At 66.8% G+C, this 16,688-nt stretch carries 10 protein-coding genes and 1 tRNA gene; 7 read left to right on the forward strand and 4 right to left on the reverse strand.

Translation table 11 applies throughout. The annotated features are described in order from the left end of the window. Positions 1–3: 3 nt before the first annotated feature. Together C2L59_RS44440 and C2L59_RS44445 are read left to right on the forward strand one after the other, a co-directional pair. Positions 4–1,338 (forward strand): NAD(P)/FAD-dependent oxidoreductase, encoded by a 1,335-nt coding sequence (locus C2L59_RS44440; RefSeq protein ID WP_103355598.1) that lies wholly within the window; start codon positions 4–6, stop codon positions 1,336–1,338. Positions 1,339–1,533: 195 nt separating this feature from the next. Then, complete coding sequence (locus tag C2L59_RS44445; protein WP_233224027.1) at positions 1,534–2,859, forward strand: ricin-type beta-trefoil lectin domain protein; 1,326 nt, start codon at positions 1,534–1,536, stop codon at positions 2,857–2,859. 43 nt (positions 2,860–2,902) lie between these two features. On the opposite strand, the gene C2L59_RS44450 is transcribed toward C2L59_RS44445, so the two are convergent. Beyond that, positions 2,903–3,613 (reverse strand): NUDIX domain-containing protein, encoded by a 711-nt coding sequence (locus tag C2L59_RS44450; RefSeq protein WP_199199731.1) that lies wholly within the window; start codon positions 3,611–3,613, stop codon positions 2,903–2,905. Positions 3,614–3,829: 216 nt separating this feature from the next. Here C2L59_RS44450 and C2L59_RS44455 point away from each other — a divergent pair, with 216 nt between their 5' ends. From C2L59_RS44455 to C2L59_RS44470, 4 genes are all read left to right on the forward strand, one after another. After that, complete coding sequence (locus tag C2L59_RS44455; protein ID WP_103355601.1) at positions 3,830–4,687, forward strand: 5'-methylthioadenosine/S-adenosylhomocysteine nucleosidase; 858 nt, start codon at positions 3,830–3,832, stop codon at positions 4,685–4,687. Next, positions 4,684–6,813: a hypothetical protein gene (locus C2L59_RS44460; protein ID WP_103355602.1), complete on the forward strand. Its 2,130-nt coding sequence runs from the start codon at positions 4,684–4,686 to the stop codon at positions 6,811–6,813. The genes C2L59_RS44455 and C2L59_RS44460 overlap by 4 nt, the downstream gene beginning before the upstream one ends. A 10-nt stretch (positions 6,814–6,823) precedes the next feature. Continuing rightward, positions 6,824–6,900: transfer RNA gene (locus tag C2L59_RS44465), tRNA-Leu, on the forward strand. 93 nt (positions 6,901–6,993) lie between these two features. After that, the gene (locus tag C2L59_RS44470; protein ID WP_103355603.1) at positions 6,994–7,749 is read left to right on the forward strand and encodes a hypothetical protein; all 756 of its coding nucleotides are present in this window, start codon (positions 6,994–6,996) and stop codon (positions 7,747–7,749) included. Positions 7,750–8,187: 438 nt separating this feature from the next. Here C2L59_RS44470 and C2L59_RS44475 read toward each other — a convergent pair whose 3' ends face one another. Next, entirely contained in the window at positions 8,188–8,979 is a 792-nt protein-coding gene (locus C2L59_RS44475) for a hypothetical protein (RefSeq protein WP_158263152.1), read from the reverse strand. Positions 8,980–9,386: 407 nt separating this feature from the next. Then, a complete protein-coding gene (locus tag C2L59_RS44480) occupies positions 9,387–10,286 on the reverse strand; it encodes a hypothetical protein (RefSeq protein ID WP_146060516.1) in 900 nt (299 codons plus the stop codon). A gap of 1,450 nt (positions 10,287–11,736) precedes the next feature. On the opposite strand from C2L59_RS44480, the gene C2L59_RS44490 reads away from it, so the two are divergent. Continuing rightward, on the forward strand, positions 11,737–12,996 hold the full coding sequence (locus C2L59_RS44490; protein WP_103355607.1) for a helix-turn-helix domain-containing protein: 1,260 nt from the start codon (positions 11,737–11,739) through the stop codon (positions 12,994–12,996). 194 nt (positions 12,997–13,190) lie between these two features. Here the strand turns inward: C2L59_RS44490 and C2L59_RS44495 are convergent, their stop codons facing one another. Next, positions 13,191–16,661, reverse strand: a complete 3,471-nt coding sequence (locus tag C2L59_RS44495) for a hypothetical protein (RefSeq protein ID WP_103355608.1) — start codon at positions 16,659–16,661, stop codon at positions 13,191–13,193. Positions 16,662–16,688 lie beyond the last annotated feature (27 nt).

Raw genomic sequence — 16,688 nt, forward strand, 5'->3', positions numbered from 1 at the left:
GACATGGCTGCTGCGAAGTCGAAGTCGGAACCGACTCGGATCCTCGTCCTCGGTGGTGGGTACGTCGGGCTCTACACGGCGTACGGCCTCCAGAAGATGCTCCGGGCCAACGAGGCCTCCGTGACCGTCGTTGACCCGCAGCCCCACATGACCTACGCGCCGTTCCTCCCGGAGGCCGCGGCCGGCGCGATCGAGCCCCGGCACGTGGTCGTGCCGCTGCGGCGGGTGCTCAAGCGCTGCCACGTGCTGACCGCGCGCGTCACCAAGATCGAGAACGAGAAGAAGTCCGTCACGGTCGAGGCGGCCGACGGCCACATCGAGCAGCTCGGCTACGACATCCTCGTCGTCGCCCTCGGCGCCGTCGCGCGCATCCTGCCGATCCCGGGCCTGGTCGAGGAGGGCATCGCCTTCAAGACCATCGGCGAGGCGATCTACCTGCGCAACCACATCATGACCAAGCTCGACGAGGCGGCCAGCACGCTCGACCCCGAGCTGCGCAAGCGCCTGCTGACGTTCACCGTGGTCGGCGGCGGGTTCGCCGGCATCGAGGCGCTGGCCGAGCTCGAGGACATGACCCGGTTCGCGGTGGAGAACTACTACCCGAACATCAAGGTCTCCGACATCCGCTGGGTGCTCGTCGAGGCCGCCGGCCGGATCCTGCCCGAGGTCCGCGAGACCCTGGGTGTCTACACGGTCGAGCAGCTGGAGAAGCGCGGCATCGAGGTGTACCTCTCGACGGCGGCGAAGTCGTTCGAGAACGGCCACGTGGTGCTCTCGGACGGCACCGAGTTCGACACCGACACGATCATCTGGACCGCCGGCGTGAAGGCCAACCCGGTGGTGGGCCAGTCGGATCTGCCGGTCGACAAGCGCGGCCGCCTCGAGGCGACCGCCGCGATGCAGGTCGTGGGTCACCCGGACGTGTGGACCGCGGGCGACAACGCGGCCATCCCGGACCTCTCGCGCACCGAAGAGGACCCGACGGCGACCTGCCCGCCGAACGCGCAGCACGCGGTCCGCCAGGCCCGTCTGCTGGCGAAGAACATCATCAAGGTCCTGCGCGGCGGCAAGCCGAAGGACTACTTCCACAAGAACCTCGGCGCGGTGGCGAGCCTCGGCCTGCACAAGGGCGTGGCCGACGCCTTGAACCTGAAGATCAAGGGCTTCCCGGCCTGGCTGTTCCACCGCGCCTACCACCTCAAGGCGATGCCGACCTGGAACCGCCGCATCCGGATCCTGTTCGACTGGATCCTGGGCGGGCTGTTCCGGCGTGAGGTCATCTCGCTCGGGCAGATCAACAACCCGAAGGACGAGTTCGCGCGCGTCTCGAAGTCCTGACGCTCTTTTCCCGAAGCCCCCGGCCCTCGTGGCCGGGGGTTTTCGGCGTTTTCGGGGCTATTGCACGGAAATGCCCGGCTGTGTGCCGGTGAGCGGCATGGTCTGGACAACTGGGCCGGTGGGCGGGTAAACCCTTTCTTCACAACGCGGAATAAGTCCGCTCCCGCTCCGCCCCTCGCCTCCCCTGGAGCTCCCATGTCCTTTTCCCGTACCAGAGCTGCCCTCACGGCGGCGGTGCTGAGCGCCGCGGTCGTCGCCGTTCCGCAGGCCGCCGCGGCCGGGGCGGCGTTCCCGGCCCACTACTCGGCGCCCTACCTGCAGATCAGCGACGCCGACGCCGGCGACATGGCCGCCGACCTCAGCGCCACCGGCACGAAGTTCTTCACGCTGGCGTTCCTGACCCCGCAGTCCGGCTGCACGCCGGTGTGGGAGGCGAACGGCACCGGCGTCGGCTCGTTCAAGTCCCAGATCAGCGCCCTGCAGGCGGCGGGCGGCAACGTCATCCCGTCGTTCGGCGGCGCGGCGGGCGGCGAACTCGCCCAGACCTGCACGAACACGGCCAGCCTGACCGCGGCCTACGCGAACGTGGTCACCACCTACGGCACGCCCCGCCTGGACTTCGACATCGAAGGCGACGTCCTCGGCGACACGGCGTCGAACCAGCGCCGCAATTCGGCGCTGGCGGCCCTGCAGCAGCAGAACCCCGCCGTCCAGGTCGACTACACCCTGGCCGTCGACCCGTCGGGCATCCCGTCGAACGAGCTCGACCTCCTGCGCGACGCCAAGAACAAGGGTGTCAAGGTCAGCGTGGTCAACCTGATGGTGATGGACTTCTACGACGGCCAGCCGGTCCTGGGCGACGCCCTGTCGGCGGCGCGCGCTTCGGCGTCGCAGCTGGCCGGCCTGTACGGGATTTCGACGTCGGCGGCGTACGCGATGATGGGCCTGACGCCGATCGCCGGCCGCAACGACGACGGCGCCCAGTTCAGCCAGTCCGACGCCCAGCAGCTGGAGACGTTCGCGGCGCAGAACGGCGTCGCGGAGCTGTCGTTCTGGGAGGTCCACGACTACGACCGGGCCACGGGCTACGCGTACTCGCGCATCTTCAACGCCATCTCGGGCACCACCCCGCCCCCGTCGGGCGGCGGCGGCACGATCACCGGCTACGGCGGCAAGTGCGTCGACGTGGCCGGAGCATCGGCGGCGAACGGCACGACAATCGACCTGTACACGTGCAACGCGACGAACGCCCAGCAGTGGACGTCGACGTCGGGCACGCTGCGCGCGCTGGGCAAGTGCCTGGACGTAGCCGCGGCGGGCACGGCGAACGGGACGAAGGTCCAGCTCTACGACTGCAACGGAACGGGTGCCCAGCAGTGGACGCACACGGCATCGAACCAGCTGGTCAACCCGGCCTCGGGCAAGTGCCTGGACGCCACCGGCCCGAGTTCGGCGGACGGCACGCCGCTGCAGATCTGGACGTGCACGGGTGCGGCGAACCAGTCCTGGACGCTGAACTGAGGTTTCGCGCAGCCTCCGGCTCCGGCCGGAGGCCACGCGCGGTTCACCCGCGGGGCCGGAGCATGGCCGGGTGCAGCGTGGTCGCGGGACCGCGGCGGTAGACGGTCGCGGGCCGCCCGGCCTGCTTCGACTCGCGCTTCCCGGCCGGCACCAGGAAGCCGGGGACACTGCTGATCTTGCGGTGGAAGTTCCGCGGGTCGAGCCGCTGCCCCCAGACGATTTCGTACACCTCGCGCAGGTCCGTCATGGTGAACTCCGGCGGGCAGAACGCCGCCGCAAGCGTGGTGTACTCGAGTTTGGCGCGGGCGCGCTCGACCGCGTCCCGGATGATCTTCTTGTGGTCGAAGGCGATCCGCGTGCGCGGCCTCAGCACCTTCTCGACCGGCATGAGCCGCGCCTCCCGGGCGTCGCCGCCGGCCACGGGTTCTGGCAGCCGGGGCGAAAAGGCGACGTAGCAGACCGTGATCACGCGCCGGCGGGGGTCCCGGTCCGGCGTCCCGTACGTGCGCAGCTGCTCCAGGTGTAACGCCGCCGCGTCCAGGCCCGTCTCTTCACGTAGTTCGCGTGCCGCCGCATGGTCGAGGCTTTCCGAGGCCGACGCCAGGAAGCCACCCGGCAAGGCGGGCATGCCCTCGTAAGGCGGTATTCCACGGTTCACCACCATGACCTGCAGCGAGTTGTCGTGCACGGTCAGGACGGCCAGGTCCACCGCGACCGCGACCTCGGGGATCCTCCACTCGCCGGGCTCAGGCATGTTCGACAGCACGGCCGTTCCGGCTCGGTGGAGTGTCCATAGTGCACAGTGTACTCGCGGGTCAATATATGTCTTATTGACGAGAATACTCCGATGGGGCTACCTTGCACGGTGCATTCGGCATCCTGCCCCCAGGGCTGTCGATCGAGAGGGCGCCGTGAGGCGGACAGAGGGAGAGATCGTCATGGCAGAACGACTCGCAGGGGTGGTGGTCGCGTGCTCGCGATCCTGACCGCGATGGAAGTGGAACGGGCCGCGGTGCGCGCCCGGATGAGCGGGGTGCGGCCGCACCGGCACCGCGCGGGCACGGTGTTCGAGGTCGGCGAACTGTCCGGCCACGAGGTGGCCCTGGGCATGGTCGGCAAGGGCAACGCCGGTGCAGCGGCGGTCGCGGAACGCGCCGTCGCCGAGTTTTCACCGTCCGCGATGCTCTTCGCCGGAGTGGCCGGCGGGCTACGTGACTGGCTCCGGCTCGGCGATGTCGTCGTCGCCCGGAAGGTGCACGCGTTCCACAGCGGCTACAGCGACGACCGCGGCTTCCGGAGCCGGCCGCAGGCGTGGGAACCGTCGCACCGGCTGCTGGAACTCGCGCGGGCGCTGGCCCGGGAGGGCACCTGGGCGGGTGACAAGAACCGGCCGGAGGTCCACTTCGAGCCGATCGCGGCGGGCGAAGTGGTGGTCGACGGGCTGTCGTCCGACGTCGCGCGTTACCTGTACGACAACTACAACGACGCGGTGGCGGTGGAAATGGAGAGCGCCGGTTTCGCCGTGACGAGCCACCTCAACGACGACGTTCCGGCGCTGACCGTCCGCGGGATCAGCGACCGCGCCGACGGCGCCAAGGACGCCGCCGACGGCGCGGACTGGCAGGCCGTCGCGGCCGGCAACGCGGCCGACTTCGTGCGCGCGCTCGCCGCCGGGCTCGACGTCCCGGACCGCGGCCGGCCGGCGGAGCCCGCCGGCGTCCCGGCGCTGCGCAACACCAACGTGGCCCAGGGCAACGCCCGCGTCGGCCAGCAGGTCGGCGCGGTGTACGGGGACCTGAACGTGGCGACCCGGGGGGAGCACGCGTGACCGAGTTCCACAACACGAACCACGCGGCCGACGAGGCGCACGTCGAGCAGCAGATCGGCGCGATCTACGGCGGCACCTTCCACCGCAACGAGACGACGTACAACATCAACCCGTCCGACCCGCCGGAGCGCCGGTTCGAGGTCGCGCTCGAGCGGCTCAAGGGCGGTATGCCCCGCCCGGCCGAGTCTCTGCTCCGGGAACTAGTGGAGCAGGGGCACGACTCGACCGAACTCGCCTATTACTACGCGTTGTCGATTCTCAGCGACCGTTCGCTCAACGAGGTCACCGACGACATCCACCAGCGGTTCCGGACCGCGGACCTGATGGCCAAGCGGTTCGCGAACGACGCCTGGCGCGGCGCGATGGACGTGGTGTGGCAGCTCATGTCCTGCGTCTGGCAACAGGAAATGGGCGTTCCCCCGGACGCGGCCGAGCTCGAAAAGGCGACGGCGAACCTCCACGGGCTGCACCCCGAGCGGCAGGCCGAAATCACGCGTCACCTCTCGCTGGTCCTCGGCGGAGCGTTGCAGGACATCTTGGACGCGCAGGACGCCGAACGGGTCCGGCAGGACCGGCTGGCGAACGACCGGGTCGGCCGGGCGTGGAAGTTCTTCGAGCCGGATCCCGCACCACCGCGGTTCTTCGTGCCCGCGCGCGCGGCGATCCCGTCGGACGAGTGGGTGAAGGCGGCCTTCGCGGGCGTCGGCGTGCTCATGGGGATCTTCGCGTTGCTGAACGGGTTCTCCACCGGCCGCCCGGAGTTCGGTGTTCCCGCCCTGCTCGTGATGGTGGCCGGGTTCGGCATCGCGATCTGGGCCGGCCGCGAGCAGGAGCTCGGCACGATGCGCCTGGCCGCCCGCGACCGCGAGCACGGCATCCCGCTGCAGTACCAGCAGGCGGTGTCGCCGGGCCACTGGGTCCGGACCGACTTCGTGCAGCAGATCCACAAACTGGTCGAGCTGCGGTTCTGGGCGGCGCGTCCGAACCCGCAGGGCAACTGGGTGAACGACACGCGCGGGATCTGCGAGTACTACAAGTGGCGGTTCGTGGCCCTGTTCGGCAACGCCCAGGTCCAGGCGGGCGCGGTGAACTGGCTGATCCGCTGGCACGCGAAGCGCGTGGCCGCGGAATGGCGCAACGGAACCCTGTACGCGTATCGCGACGAGGTCCGCCCGTCCCCGTCGGTGCTGCTCATCCACCGCACCGGATTGGCGATCGCGGCGACAGGCGCGCTGATCATGCTGGCCGGCTACGGCGGTTTCGCGGGCGCCGGCCTGTTCCTCGGCATCGGCGGCTACTTCGCGGTGAAGCAGGGACTGCGCATTCTGGTGGCCCAGCAGTTCCAGGCGGAGGAAACCGAGCGCGGCCAGCGTCTGCTGCGGGAGGAGGAGCAGGCGTACGCGAGCTGGTTGCGGGTGCTGGCGGACCGCCCGGACGACGCGGAGATGGCGCGCTGGCTGGACCTGGACAAGGCGTACCTGAAGACGGAGGCGTTGCGCCGCTGCGCGTTGACCAACCGCGACCTGGTAGCCCACGTGACACTGACGGAAGGAGCGGCCAACGCCCGCCGCGCCCGCGTCCTGGGCGGCCCGATGCGCTATTCCCGGTACGTGATCCTGGTGTTCCTCCTGACCCGCAGCGGCGTTCGCGAGATAGAGGTGGACCTGGACTTCCTCAAGGCGAACGTCCACGACGAGCGCCGGACATCGTTCCGCTACGACGCACTGGCAGCAGCCCGCGTGGCGGAGGTGGGCGTCCGCTACGCCGACGGCTGGCACTACGAAATCGTCAACGGCGAAAGCGCATCCCTGCGCAAGCGCGCCTTCCGCCTGACCCTGGTGAGCGGCGAAAAGATCTCGGTGGTGGCCGAGGGATTCGAAGGCTTGGCGGACGAGAACCTCGAGAACGAGGCCATGCTGCAGAGGATGGCCATGGAGTCATCGGGCATAGCCGGAGCCCTGCACGTACTGGAGGCAGTCTCAGCCGAGGGCCGCGACTGGATAGCGAGGGAGCAGGAGCGCCGCCGCCGCCGATCGGAGGACTGGAGCCGCCGCAACGACGGCCCGGGCCTCCTGGGCGGCTTCGAAAGCCCCGCTGACCGGACAGGAGCCACCCCGATCACCTAGAGTGTGCGGTGCCCCCGTAGCCCAACCGGCAGAGGCAGTCGACTTAAAATCGATTCAGTGCGGGTTCGAGTCCCGTCGGGGGCACCACACAGACCATCATCACCTTGATCGGCCTCGGCTGACCGGCACGCTGGTCATCGAGGGCACGTACGACCTCGCGTCGATGCACGGGAGGTCGTGATGAGCTCCTCGGACGGCGTGACCAGGTTCGTGACCACGGTGATGGGCATCGTCATCGGGCTGACCTTCCTCTTCGGCTTCGGGAATGTCTTGGCGCTGGCGCTGCGTATCGGCGTCCCCGTGTACGTCGCCCCGCTGGTGGCCCCGGCTGTCGACTTGACGGTGCTGGGGTTGCTGGTGGGGACCCGGCACCTCGCACTCAACGGCGCACCGGGTCAGGTGGTGCAGCCGGCCCGGCGTCTGCTGCTCGCGGCCAGCGCGGTGACACTTGCTCTGAACATCGCTGATCCCATCTGTGCGAACCAGTGGGGCAAGGCTGCATTTGACGCAGTCGGGCCCTTGCTACTCATTGGATGGGCTGAAGTCGGCCCGGACCTGCTGAGGGCCCTTGCCATCGCAACTCAGTGCGCCCCCGCAGCGCCCGACGACGTGAAGCCGGCGCCGGGAACGTGTCCCGATGACCTGCTCAGTAGCGGACGGGCGGTGTCGGAGACGTCTAGGGACGCGATGCCCGATAGCGCCGACAAACAGAGCGATCGGCCGGCGTTCGGCTTGGTTGACGACGATCTGCTTGAGCGGGCGAGGCAGGAGGACGTTCGTCATTGGGACGCGCATCGTCGACCGATCTCCGCGGAGACGCTTCGGCGGAAACTCCGTATCGGAGCTGCTCGCTCCAGGCTGCTCGTAGCGAGCATCCGGGCTGATTCACATGGACGATCAGGTCAAGCCGAGGTCGCGGCGCAAGCACGAGCGTGACCTCGGGTCATTGCCGTACCGAGCCGTCGGCTTCACGACGCACCCGCGGTGCAACTGGTCAGCGGACCAGGTCGGCGGCGCACCAGTTCGAGCCCACGGCGGGCTGTTCGACGGCAGGTGCGGCCGCGACGGCCGATATGGTCAGGTGCGCCGTCTGGCGGAAGTCGAGGGCTTGAACTGTGGTTCACGTGGCGATCGCCATTCATCGGTGGTGTGCTCGCCGGCCACGTGCCGAGGAGCTCGCTCGTGTTGATCGACGTGCTAAGGCACACGTCAGCACTGAGCCGATGCCGGCCAGCGGCCAGCCTGCGATGGCTACGAGTGTGATTGCGAAGGCTGCGAGGACAAGGAGCAACATGAGCATGCGGCGGAACCGATGAGGGTCGCGGAGGCAGCTGTCCACAATGCCCTTCCATGACGATGGTTCTCGGGTGCGACTCATCGGTGCGCCTCGTCGAGCCCAACACGATTGTCGCTGCCGAAGTATTCGGACACGGGAACGTCGTGCAGTTCCAGAATCAGCGAGGCTTTCCGGAGGTGGACCTCTCCGCGAGTTTCGCTTGACGTCACGGCGCGGGCACCGGGGATGCCAATGTCAGGGTGCGTCAGGGCCCGGACTACGTCGCTCGTGGGTGCCGCGCTGTAGCCGCCCCATTTCAGGGTCCAGTTGACGTTGTCGCCCCACAACTGGATGAAGTCGAACCCGCTCTGCTCTCGAAGGGGACGTGGTGTGGGGTTGCCGATCAGCCAGCCGACGGCCCAGCCCTCGTCGTCGCCTCGGCACGTTAACCGGGCGACCAAGCCGGCGAGCAGGTCCACGGCATCCTCGTGCATCGAGGGGATCGCGCCGAGGGCTTTACGTTCTTGGGCACCCAGTTGGGGGTCTCGTCGTAAGCGTCGCCAGTTGGTCGGGAAGAACCACGGTGGCGTTCGTTGGTCGGGCGTGTAGTAGCTGTGGTAGCGCATCCGCAAGAGGGCGTCGGTGGGGTGGTGCTTCAACAGCAGCGCGCCGCCAGCCCCCTCGACCTCCACGGGTCGAAGTCCGGGGATGCCGTGGCCTGAGTCGTTGGCAGTGTCGGCGAGACATTGCACTAGGTGATCGGGGTCCTCCGTGAGGATACTGAGGTCGTCATATTGCGGAGAGACGACGACGTTGCTCCAACCGACCCGCGAGGCTCCTGAGCTCGCGACAAGCTGGGCGCACCCGGCGATCCTGAGGTGACGCGGCACGGCGGGAGTGTTGAGCAAGAAGGGAGCAGCGAAAGCGCGGAATTGCTTCTGGGCAGGCGTGCAGGTGTCCAACCCGAGGGCTGGCGGTGTGGTCCCGGGAGTGATCCGCGGAATCGCTCGTGCTGCGAGCGCGTGGGGTTCGTGACTGAACCGGCTACGGAAGCCAGCGAAGCGCCGACGGGCAGCGTTTCCAGACATAGCGCGTCTCCTGTCGCCCAGACTCGACCGTAGACACGCGCCAGCCATGCTGACGACTCCGCATCGGTGAATTGCAAGGTGGGTGCCCCACACCCTCTCGCCGCTAGCGGGATCGTCTGGGTAGATCCGCCGCGGCCCCGGCTCCTTGCGCTCCGAGTGCTCGACGAAGAATACACGTCTTCGCAATCAGTGCTCAACGTCCTCGGCTCTCATGCAGCGCCGTACTTCAAAGTAAGGCAGCATCCGTCGAGTGTGATGACCCATTCGGATGGCGAAAGGTGCGTGGCGCTGAGTTGAGTGACGCCGACGACAGGTGCGGTCAGGCACGCGATGACATCCTCTGGATGTGGTTGGCCGTTCCAGCGGAGTTCCCATGTCCGGCCTTGGCCCCACAGCGCGATCTTGCCGTCGCGGCGGTACCCGCTCGGGCGAGGGCGAAGGAGCGGGTCATACCACCAGTTGCCCAGGGCCCAGCTGCCGGACGGATCGCGTGTGTCGAGCCGGGCTACAAGTGCCGCGAGGATGCCCTCGATGCCCGAGGGCATCGAGGGGAGGTGGGATAGCGCGTCCCGTTCGACGTCGGCCAGCGGGATTTCGGCGCCGACGTAGTGCTCGGCGCTCCATGTCTCGCCATACGGGCCCCTGCGCTCGATTTCGCTCAGGCGAGGAAAGTCTGGGCGTGACGCCACGACCATCTTTGCGTCAGTGGGTAGGTGGACGAGGTGGTACGTCCTGAAGTCGATGGCCGCTTTGACTCGCAACCCTGGCACGCCGTACTGAAGGTCGCCGCGTGCGGGCGATGCCAAGAGTCGACCAACGGCGTTGTCAACTGCCCCAGGCACGATGCAGACGAGGCTGTCAAACCACGGCGAGACGGTCATCGTGTAGGAGAGGAAGGCGTTCGCGCTGTGCTGGACGGCGAGAGGCGTGTCGGGCACGTTGGCGTTGAAGAGGTAGAGCGCGAGGAAGGCTCGAAATCGTCGCTGTCGCGGTGAGCAGCGGTCGAGTCCCAGGTCGCCCCGGCCGACGCCGGCTGCTGCGCTCGCCTTGTCCTCGCCGGTGAACGACCGCCGGACGTCTTTCAGCTTGCGACGAGGTGATGAGGGCATGCGTGATCCATTCCGCGTTCCGGCCCGCACATGGTCACGTTCGTACGATCATTTTCACCACTACGCGCAAAGCGGGTGCCCCACACCCTTGGCATTGCCAGCAGGGGCGCCGGAGCCAAGCCTGCTCATGCCATCGCAGCCCTTCACACACGGCCGCATCCCCACCAGGAGGATGAATGCAGGTTAGCAGGTGCTGCGAGCCTAGTCGGAACGTCGCTTCGATCTCCGGGAGATCGGACGCTGCGCTGCAGTATGTTGGGTTCGGTAGGCGTCCGTGCCCAGGTGAGATTCCGGCGGCAATCACACCAATTGCCCTGCCGGACGGGCTGCTGATCCAGGTTGACGTGCTGCTGGTGATGGAGCGTCGGCCGCGGAGGAGCGCCCGATGAGCGTGATGCGCAGGTTCGAGTCTTCGGCAGGACTGCCAAAGGACGGGAACGGGTCTGACCAGGGGTTTTACGTCGGCAAGTTGGCCGTCGAAGCGAGCTTTGAGCTTCCAGACCTCAGCGGGAGCCCGTCATAAGCGTCGGCTCGCAGGCAGTGGCTCGGTTTGTGTCCGTCACGATGGGGCTGGTCATCGGGCTGACGTTTCTCTTCGGGTTCGGCAACGTGTTGAATCTGGCCTCGAAGCTGCAGGTACCGGCGTTCGTGGCGCCCCTGGTGGCGCCGGCTGTGGATCTGACAGTGTTGGGGTTACTTGTCGGTACGCGGCATTTGGCTCTATCCGGCACTGAGGGATGATGTCCTACGGCCAGCGCGACACCTGCTGCTAGCGGCAAGTGCAGTGACTCTGCTGTTGAACGTCGCCGACCCAGTATTCGCCGGGCGGTGGGGTAAGGCGGCGTTCGACTCCGTCGACATGCTCCTGCTGATCGGGTGGGCCGAAGCAGGTCCCGGCCTCCTTCGAGCGCTGAGCATGGCGAGTTCTGATGCCGGGTTGGCCCGGTCACCTGGGTCTCCGCCTGCGGCGCCGGTGGGAAGTGGCCCGGGACAGGTTGCACCCGGACGATAGGCCCGCCGCCCAATGGGCAGGTCGGAGTAGCGACCCACGAGTCCGCTGAACTCGACGAGCGACTCGTTGAGCGAGCGCGTCAGGCGGACGCCGAACACTGGCGCTGCAGGCGTCCTATCTCCGCAGGGACGCGCGGAAACAGCTTCGTGTGGGCGCGACAAGCTCGCGGGTTCTCGTGGCGGTAGTGCGCTCGGAAAACGTTCCGGCGGTCGGTCCAGATCTCGAGGCGGTTCAGGTTCGGGCTGAGTTGCCGACCTGCTGTCGGCAGTCCTCGAACCCGTTGACCACAGGCCGTATCTCTGCCGTGTAGTGCCGCGGTGAGCCCGGCCGGGAGGCGGTCGTGAACTCGGAGTAACACCGTTAGCTGCTGCGGCGTCAGCCCGCAATCCATCTCCGCCGCTGGCAGAGGAGGATGCGTCTGTGACATCTACTGACTCGATGCTCTACGCCGCAAAGTCGGACATCACGATCGAGCGCGTGCGCGCGCTCGTGGGGCAAACTGGGCCGGAGTCGCCCATGATCGAGTACAAGGAGACGTGGGCCAAGTCGATCGCACGAGGCGTTGCGGCCCTCGCCAACACGTATGGAGGGCTGGTCTTGGTCGGCGTCACGGACGACCGGCGCGTTACGGGCGTCGAAGAAGACGTGATCAAGCGGGTGGCCGACCATTGCAGCACCAAGATCGAACCTCCTTGGGTCCCGGAAATCATCCCGGTGCCTCTCGATGAAAACTCGGACCGATTCGTGTTGGTGCTCCGGGTGCCGCCCGACCATCCTTACCGTCCGCTGCTGGTCGAGGGTGTCGCCTACGTCCGCCACCAGAACACCACCTATCCGGCTGACTGGCAGCGGTTGCGAGATCTCTTCGTCGAGACAGGTGCGCCGAACGGCTCGGACAACGCCTGGACCATCCGCAGCCCTGACCTGCCGGTAGGTGTGGACGGAATCCAGGATGAGACGGTTGACTTCATCATCAGATCAGGCCTCGAAATACCAGTTTCGCGAGATGCGAAGTGGCGACCACTCGACGAACGAACCGTGGGCAGGCTGATCGGCGCGTTGAACCAGTCGCCCCTCGACAGCGCGTTGTGGGGATTGGTTCTCGGTGATCTGTCGTCCGGCGATGGGCAACGATTCCAGCGCTCGGGGCCTAACAATGGGTCGCGGACTGTGTCGCTGGAAACATGGAGAGCCCCTGCGGGTTGGCCACACGCAACGATCAAGCCGGTGACAGGCAAAGTCGAGATCACTGTTCCGGGTGGGTACGGTGACTTCGCTCGAAGTCTACGTATTCAAGCTGACATTGTCGTGCGGTGGAGCGCGGCAGCCGAAAACCCACCGCCGTGGTGGCAGATATCCCCGGATCGGTTAGGCGGCCTCATCGATGCAACCGTGTCGACGCTATCCGACCAAGAAGTCACCGATTCCTTGGCGGAACTGGCTGGTATCGATGTCTTGGCGGTTCCGCAACCTCGAATCGTCCACTTCCGGACGGCGAGAGCGGTCTCAGACGTTCTTGCGACCACCGGGTTGCGGCAGATTCCCGGTGCAGGTGGAGCGCGCGGCGCACACCTGCTCGCTGACCCTTCGTGTGACCTCAGCAACGTCGTCGAACGTCAGCGGCAGGTGAAAAGTTGGCTTATCCAGATTGCAATGGACGCCGGGCTTGAGGGAATGACGCAGTTGCTCGAAGGATAGGTGATCCTCGCATAGCTTGCCTGGCGGCTCAGACACGGACGGGCCTGAGCAACTGCTTCACGGGGTACCTCGGCTGCCGGCTCGACGACTCTGCAGGCATGTAGCCCACCCACGCCGGCTCGCCTGCGTGGCTGATCGCCGGGTGATCCGCCTGCGTGCAGATCGTGGCTATCTCGAGCGTTCGCGTTTCGTCGCTAGTCCTCACCGCTTGATGGTTCGGTGGTGAGCTTGGTCGAGGGTCCGTGGAGGCCCGGCCCTGGAAGCTCGTCCTGATCTACGACAGCCAGTACATCCGAGAGCAGGCAGTAAGGGATCCTCTGACTGACGGTGAAGGCAGCCGGCTCGACATGCCGAGTGACCATCAGCCCGAGCACCGTCCACGCTCGCTCGGGGTCCGAAACCCTGAGCGCCGCAGTCACGGATGCGGCGGAGACCTCGACGTCGGCCACCTTGGCGAGGAGCCGGTCGACGTACTTGCCCGGCTTGTTGAACCGGTCGACGAGCTGCCGAACCTGGTGGGAGGAGTAGGGCGTGTACGAGTCCTTGACTTCGATCACCCAGATCCGGCTGCGGGCAGGGTCGACGCACAGCGTGTCGATCTCACCACTGAGCTGGGCGAGACCGTAGTGGTTCTTCTTCTCCGGCTTAACGCCGGACCGCACGATAAGGCCCGGCACACTGAGCGCCGCGGTACACTTCTTCTCGGCCTCACGGTTCTGTTCTTGCCGGTACTTGTTCAGGACCGTGTTGACGGTTTCGGGCAGGACGGCGTGAGGCCGGGGGAGCCGACCGTCTCGCAAGTAGTTGAGGAAGATCTTTCTCGCTGATTCCGTGGTCCACGGCAGAACCCAGAGCGTGCTGCCCGCCTTGACAAAAGGACTGGTCGAGATGCGATTCGCACGGCGCTCGGTCTCCCAGTGCGGAATCACATCACTGCTGAGGTCGTTGCCGCAGAGCGTGAGCCACTCGAGTGCCGCTGCGAACTCGTCTCGTCCTGCGAGCGGGATCAGCCGGACGCACTCGTCGACGACCGTGGCCGAGGTGGTTGCCGTTGCGGGCTGCGCCTCGCTCGCTTCCCAATGAGTTGCGACTTCAAAGACGCCGAGGACAGCATCCAGCCCGAACCCGAGCGCGGAGTGAAGCACCTCGTCGATAGGCTTCAGCCGGGGGACCCGCTCGGCGATCGGCGCCGGAGGTGTGCCGTCGCTCTGCGGCGGTTCCGCCAGCCCGGTGGTGATCGGGACTGCTTCCGGTAGGGAGTGCCTACTTCGGAGTCGTTGGTAGCGCGCGATGTCGATGTCCGTTGGCTCGTGCGAGGTGAGCGTCTCGACTTCGTAGCTTTCGGTGATCTTGGCCGCAGTGTGTGTCAGCTGGTTGTGGATCGCGGCGCTTCGGACGCACGAATCCAGACAAAGTTCCGCGATCGAAACTACGTGGATCCAGCGCACCATGTCGGTTGGCTCGGTGCCCGCGGGCGGGTGACCGAGCACCTCTTCGACGATGAGGGAGACCACGCGAATGTGTTCGGTCACCCGGTTGATCTCGCGGGAACGGTCGAGGTCGCCGCCGGTCGGGAAGCCCATTTGCCAGCCCAGCTGTTTGTCGATCATGAATCGCTTGTGGTGGACGCGTTCGAGCTGCCCGAGAGCGAACTCCAGCAGCCCGGTTGGGGACAATGAGGCGATCGCCTCGTGGAGCCGGGCAATCAGCCATGGGAAGACTGTCTTGCTCTCGAATCGGGTGGCGTCAACACCCTCCAGCAGTCCTGGTTCGGCTCCGTCCTCGATCAGGAACTCGCCGAGGCGGCGCAGGACGTCCGTCTTGATCGATGCGTGGCCCTGGATCGGATCGGGAAGTCGCTGGACCCGCTGACTGAGCCGGAATCCGTCGACCCGGATGCCTGGCGGCGCGGTCTGCCACGCCTGGATGAACCCGGCACGAGCATCTTCTGTCAAGGCTTCTGCCAGGACTTCGCCGGCGAGCCGTTCGACCGCGAAGGAGTCTTCGGCGAGAGCGGGCTGCAGTTGAGCGTCCCAAGCGATGGTGATGACGCCGTCTTCGATCCCCGCGACGGTCAGCGGTGGCCCGTCTTGACGTTCTTGGAAAGCGAAGACGATACGCAGTGAGGTCAGCCCGGATCTGCTCGCGGCAGCCTCGAACGCATCGGCACATCGGTTCAGCTTCCAAGCCATGCCGACAGCGAACCGAAAAAGTTCTGGACGTCGCTCACGCGGCGCTGACGGGTCGGTCTTGGCGACCGCTGCGGGCACCCGCAGTGGCAGTACTTGCCACACTTCGTCAACTGACACGTCCGCGATTTCGGTGCCGGTTGGGTGCTCGGGGTTGACGATCGGCCAATCGCGCAATGGCGGCAACCCGAGCGCGAGCAGGGCTCGCTCGATCGGTGCGTTAGTCGAAGCCTCTTGCCACTCTGCGGCTGCGTGGTGAGCGGCGAATGTCAGAAAGCTGATAGTTTTGCCCCCGTGGTAGAAGGTTTTCGTCTGTCGCCAGACCTCCCACCGGTCGATCATGTCCCACGCGAACGTGGTTTCCACGCCGGCCGGGCTTGACAAATCGCGGAGAAAGTACCAGAGATCTTCCGGTGATTGCTTGGCCGTGTAGAGAATCCATTCCAGGTCGTCCAAGGTCAGGACGGGGAACCTCGTGCCGCCCGGGAGCACGGGGTGAGGCCAGGCGATGATGTTGGCGCGGACGACTTGTGCGTCGGCGGATAAGGCGTGAGATCCGGCAGGGGTCGCGAAGGACACCCCGGCCACGACCTGTTGCAGGGCTTGGTCGCCTGCATGCAACTTCGCCGAGAAGTTCTCGGCCGTGAGTTCGGCGACGACGTTCAGCGCGATGACCTGGCGGTCGTTGTGGATTACCAGGGAATGCAGCGGGCTGCGGGACCCGACCCGGAGCGGGCCGGTGATCAACTGGCCCGAGCCCTTGAAGCGACGAGCGACGCGGGTCCGGACGGTGTTGGAGAACGCCGTCTCTGCGGCGGAACTCGCTGCTGCCGCTTGGCTGGCGAGGTCGAGACCGATCGCGGGGAGGGCCTCCACCAGATACGCCGCAGGCAGTGGTCGGACGTGACCGCGGTGGCGGGTCGCGATCGTGGCACCGAATGTGGCGGACGTGTACGCGGAGGGATGCGCGAGATCACGGTTGTTCACCGTGTAGCGGTTCGCGGCCGCCGTGGCTCGATCGGGGTGTGCGCACCTGTCCGGTAGTTCGCCGAACGCCGGCAGGGTGTTCGCCGCGTCCACTTCGGCCTGGGTAATCCAGGCCGCGTCGTCGGCGTCGGAGGCCAGCCCCGCAGGCCAGTGCGGTGCGAGCACGCGCACGACGTCGTCGATGCGGCGAAGAACCAGCTCGCCGATGTCCCCGAGCCCGAAGCCCAGCCGTGGTACTAGGACAGGGTCGATGGCGGAAGCGAGGAGGGCCTGCTGGTTCAGGCTCGCGGACGGACGCTCGAGCGAGCTCCCCAGCACGCGGAACAGTTCCCCGCCCCAGCGGATCAGCACTTCCTCGCGGGGATCATAGGGCGTGAAGTCCTCCTGCATCGAGAGGTCAGGTAGGTGCTGGAGCAACTCCGGTAGGTCTGCCGCGGTGGCCACCCGCTCGCCGTGGGGATGGTGCCGGGCGACCGCGTCGAACAGCATCGCGATGGACAGTCCACGATGGGCGGC

It is taken from the genome of Amycolatopsis sp. CA-128772, assembly GCF_002904295.1.
GTDB lineage: Bacteria > Actinomycetota > Actinomycetes > Mycobacteriales > Pseudonocardiaceae > Amycolatopsis.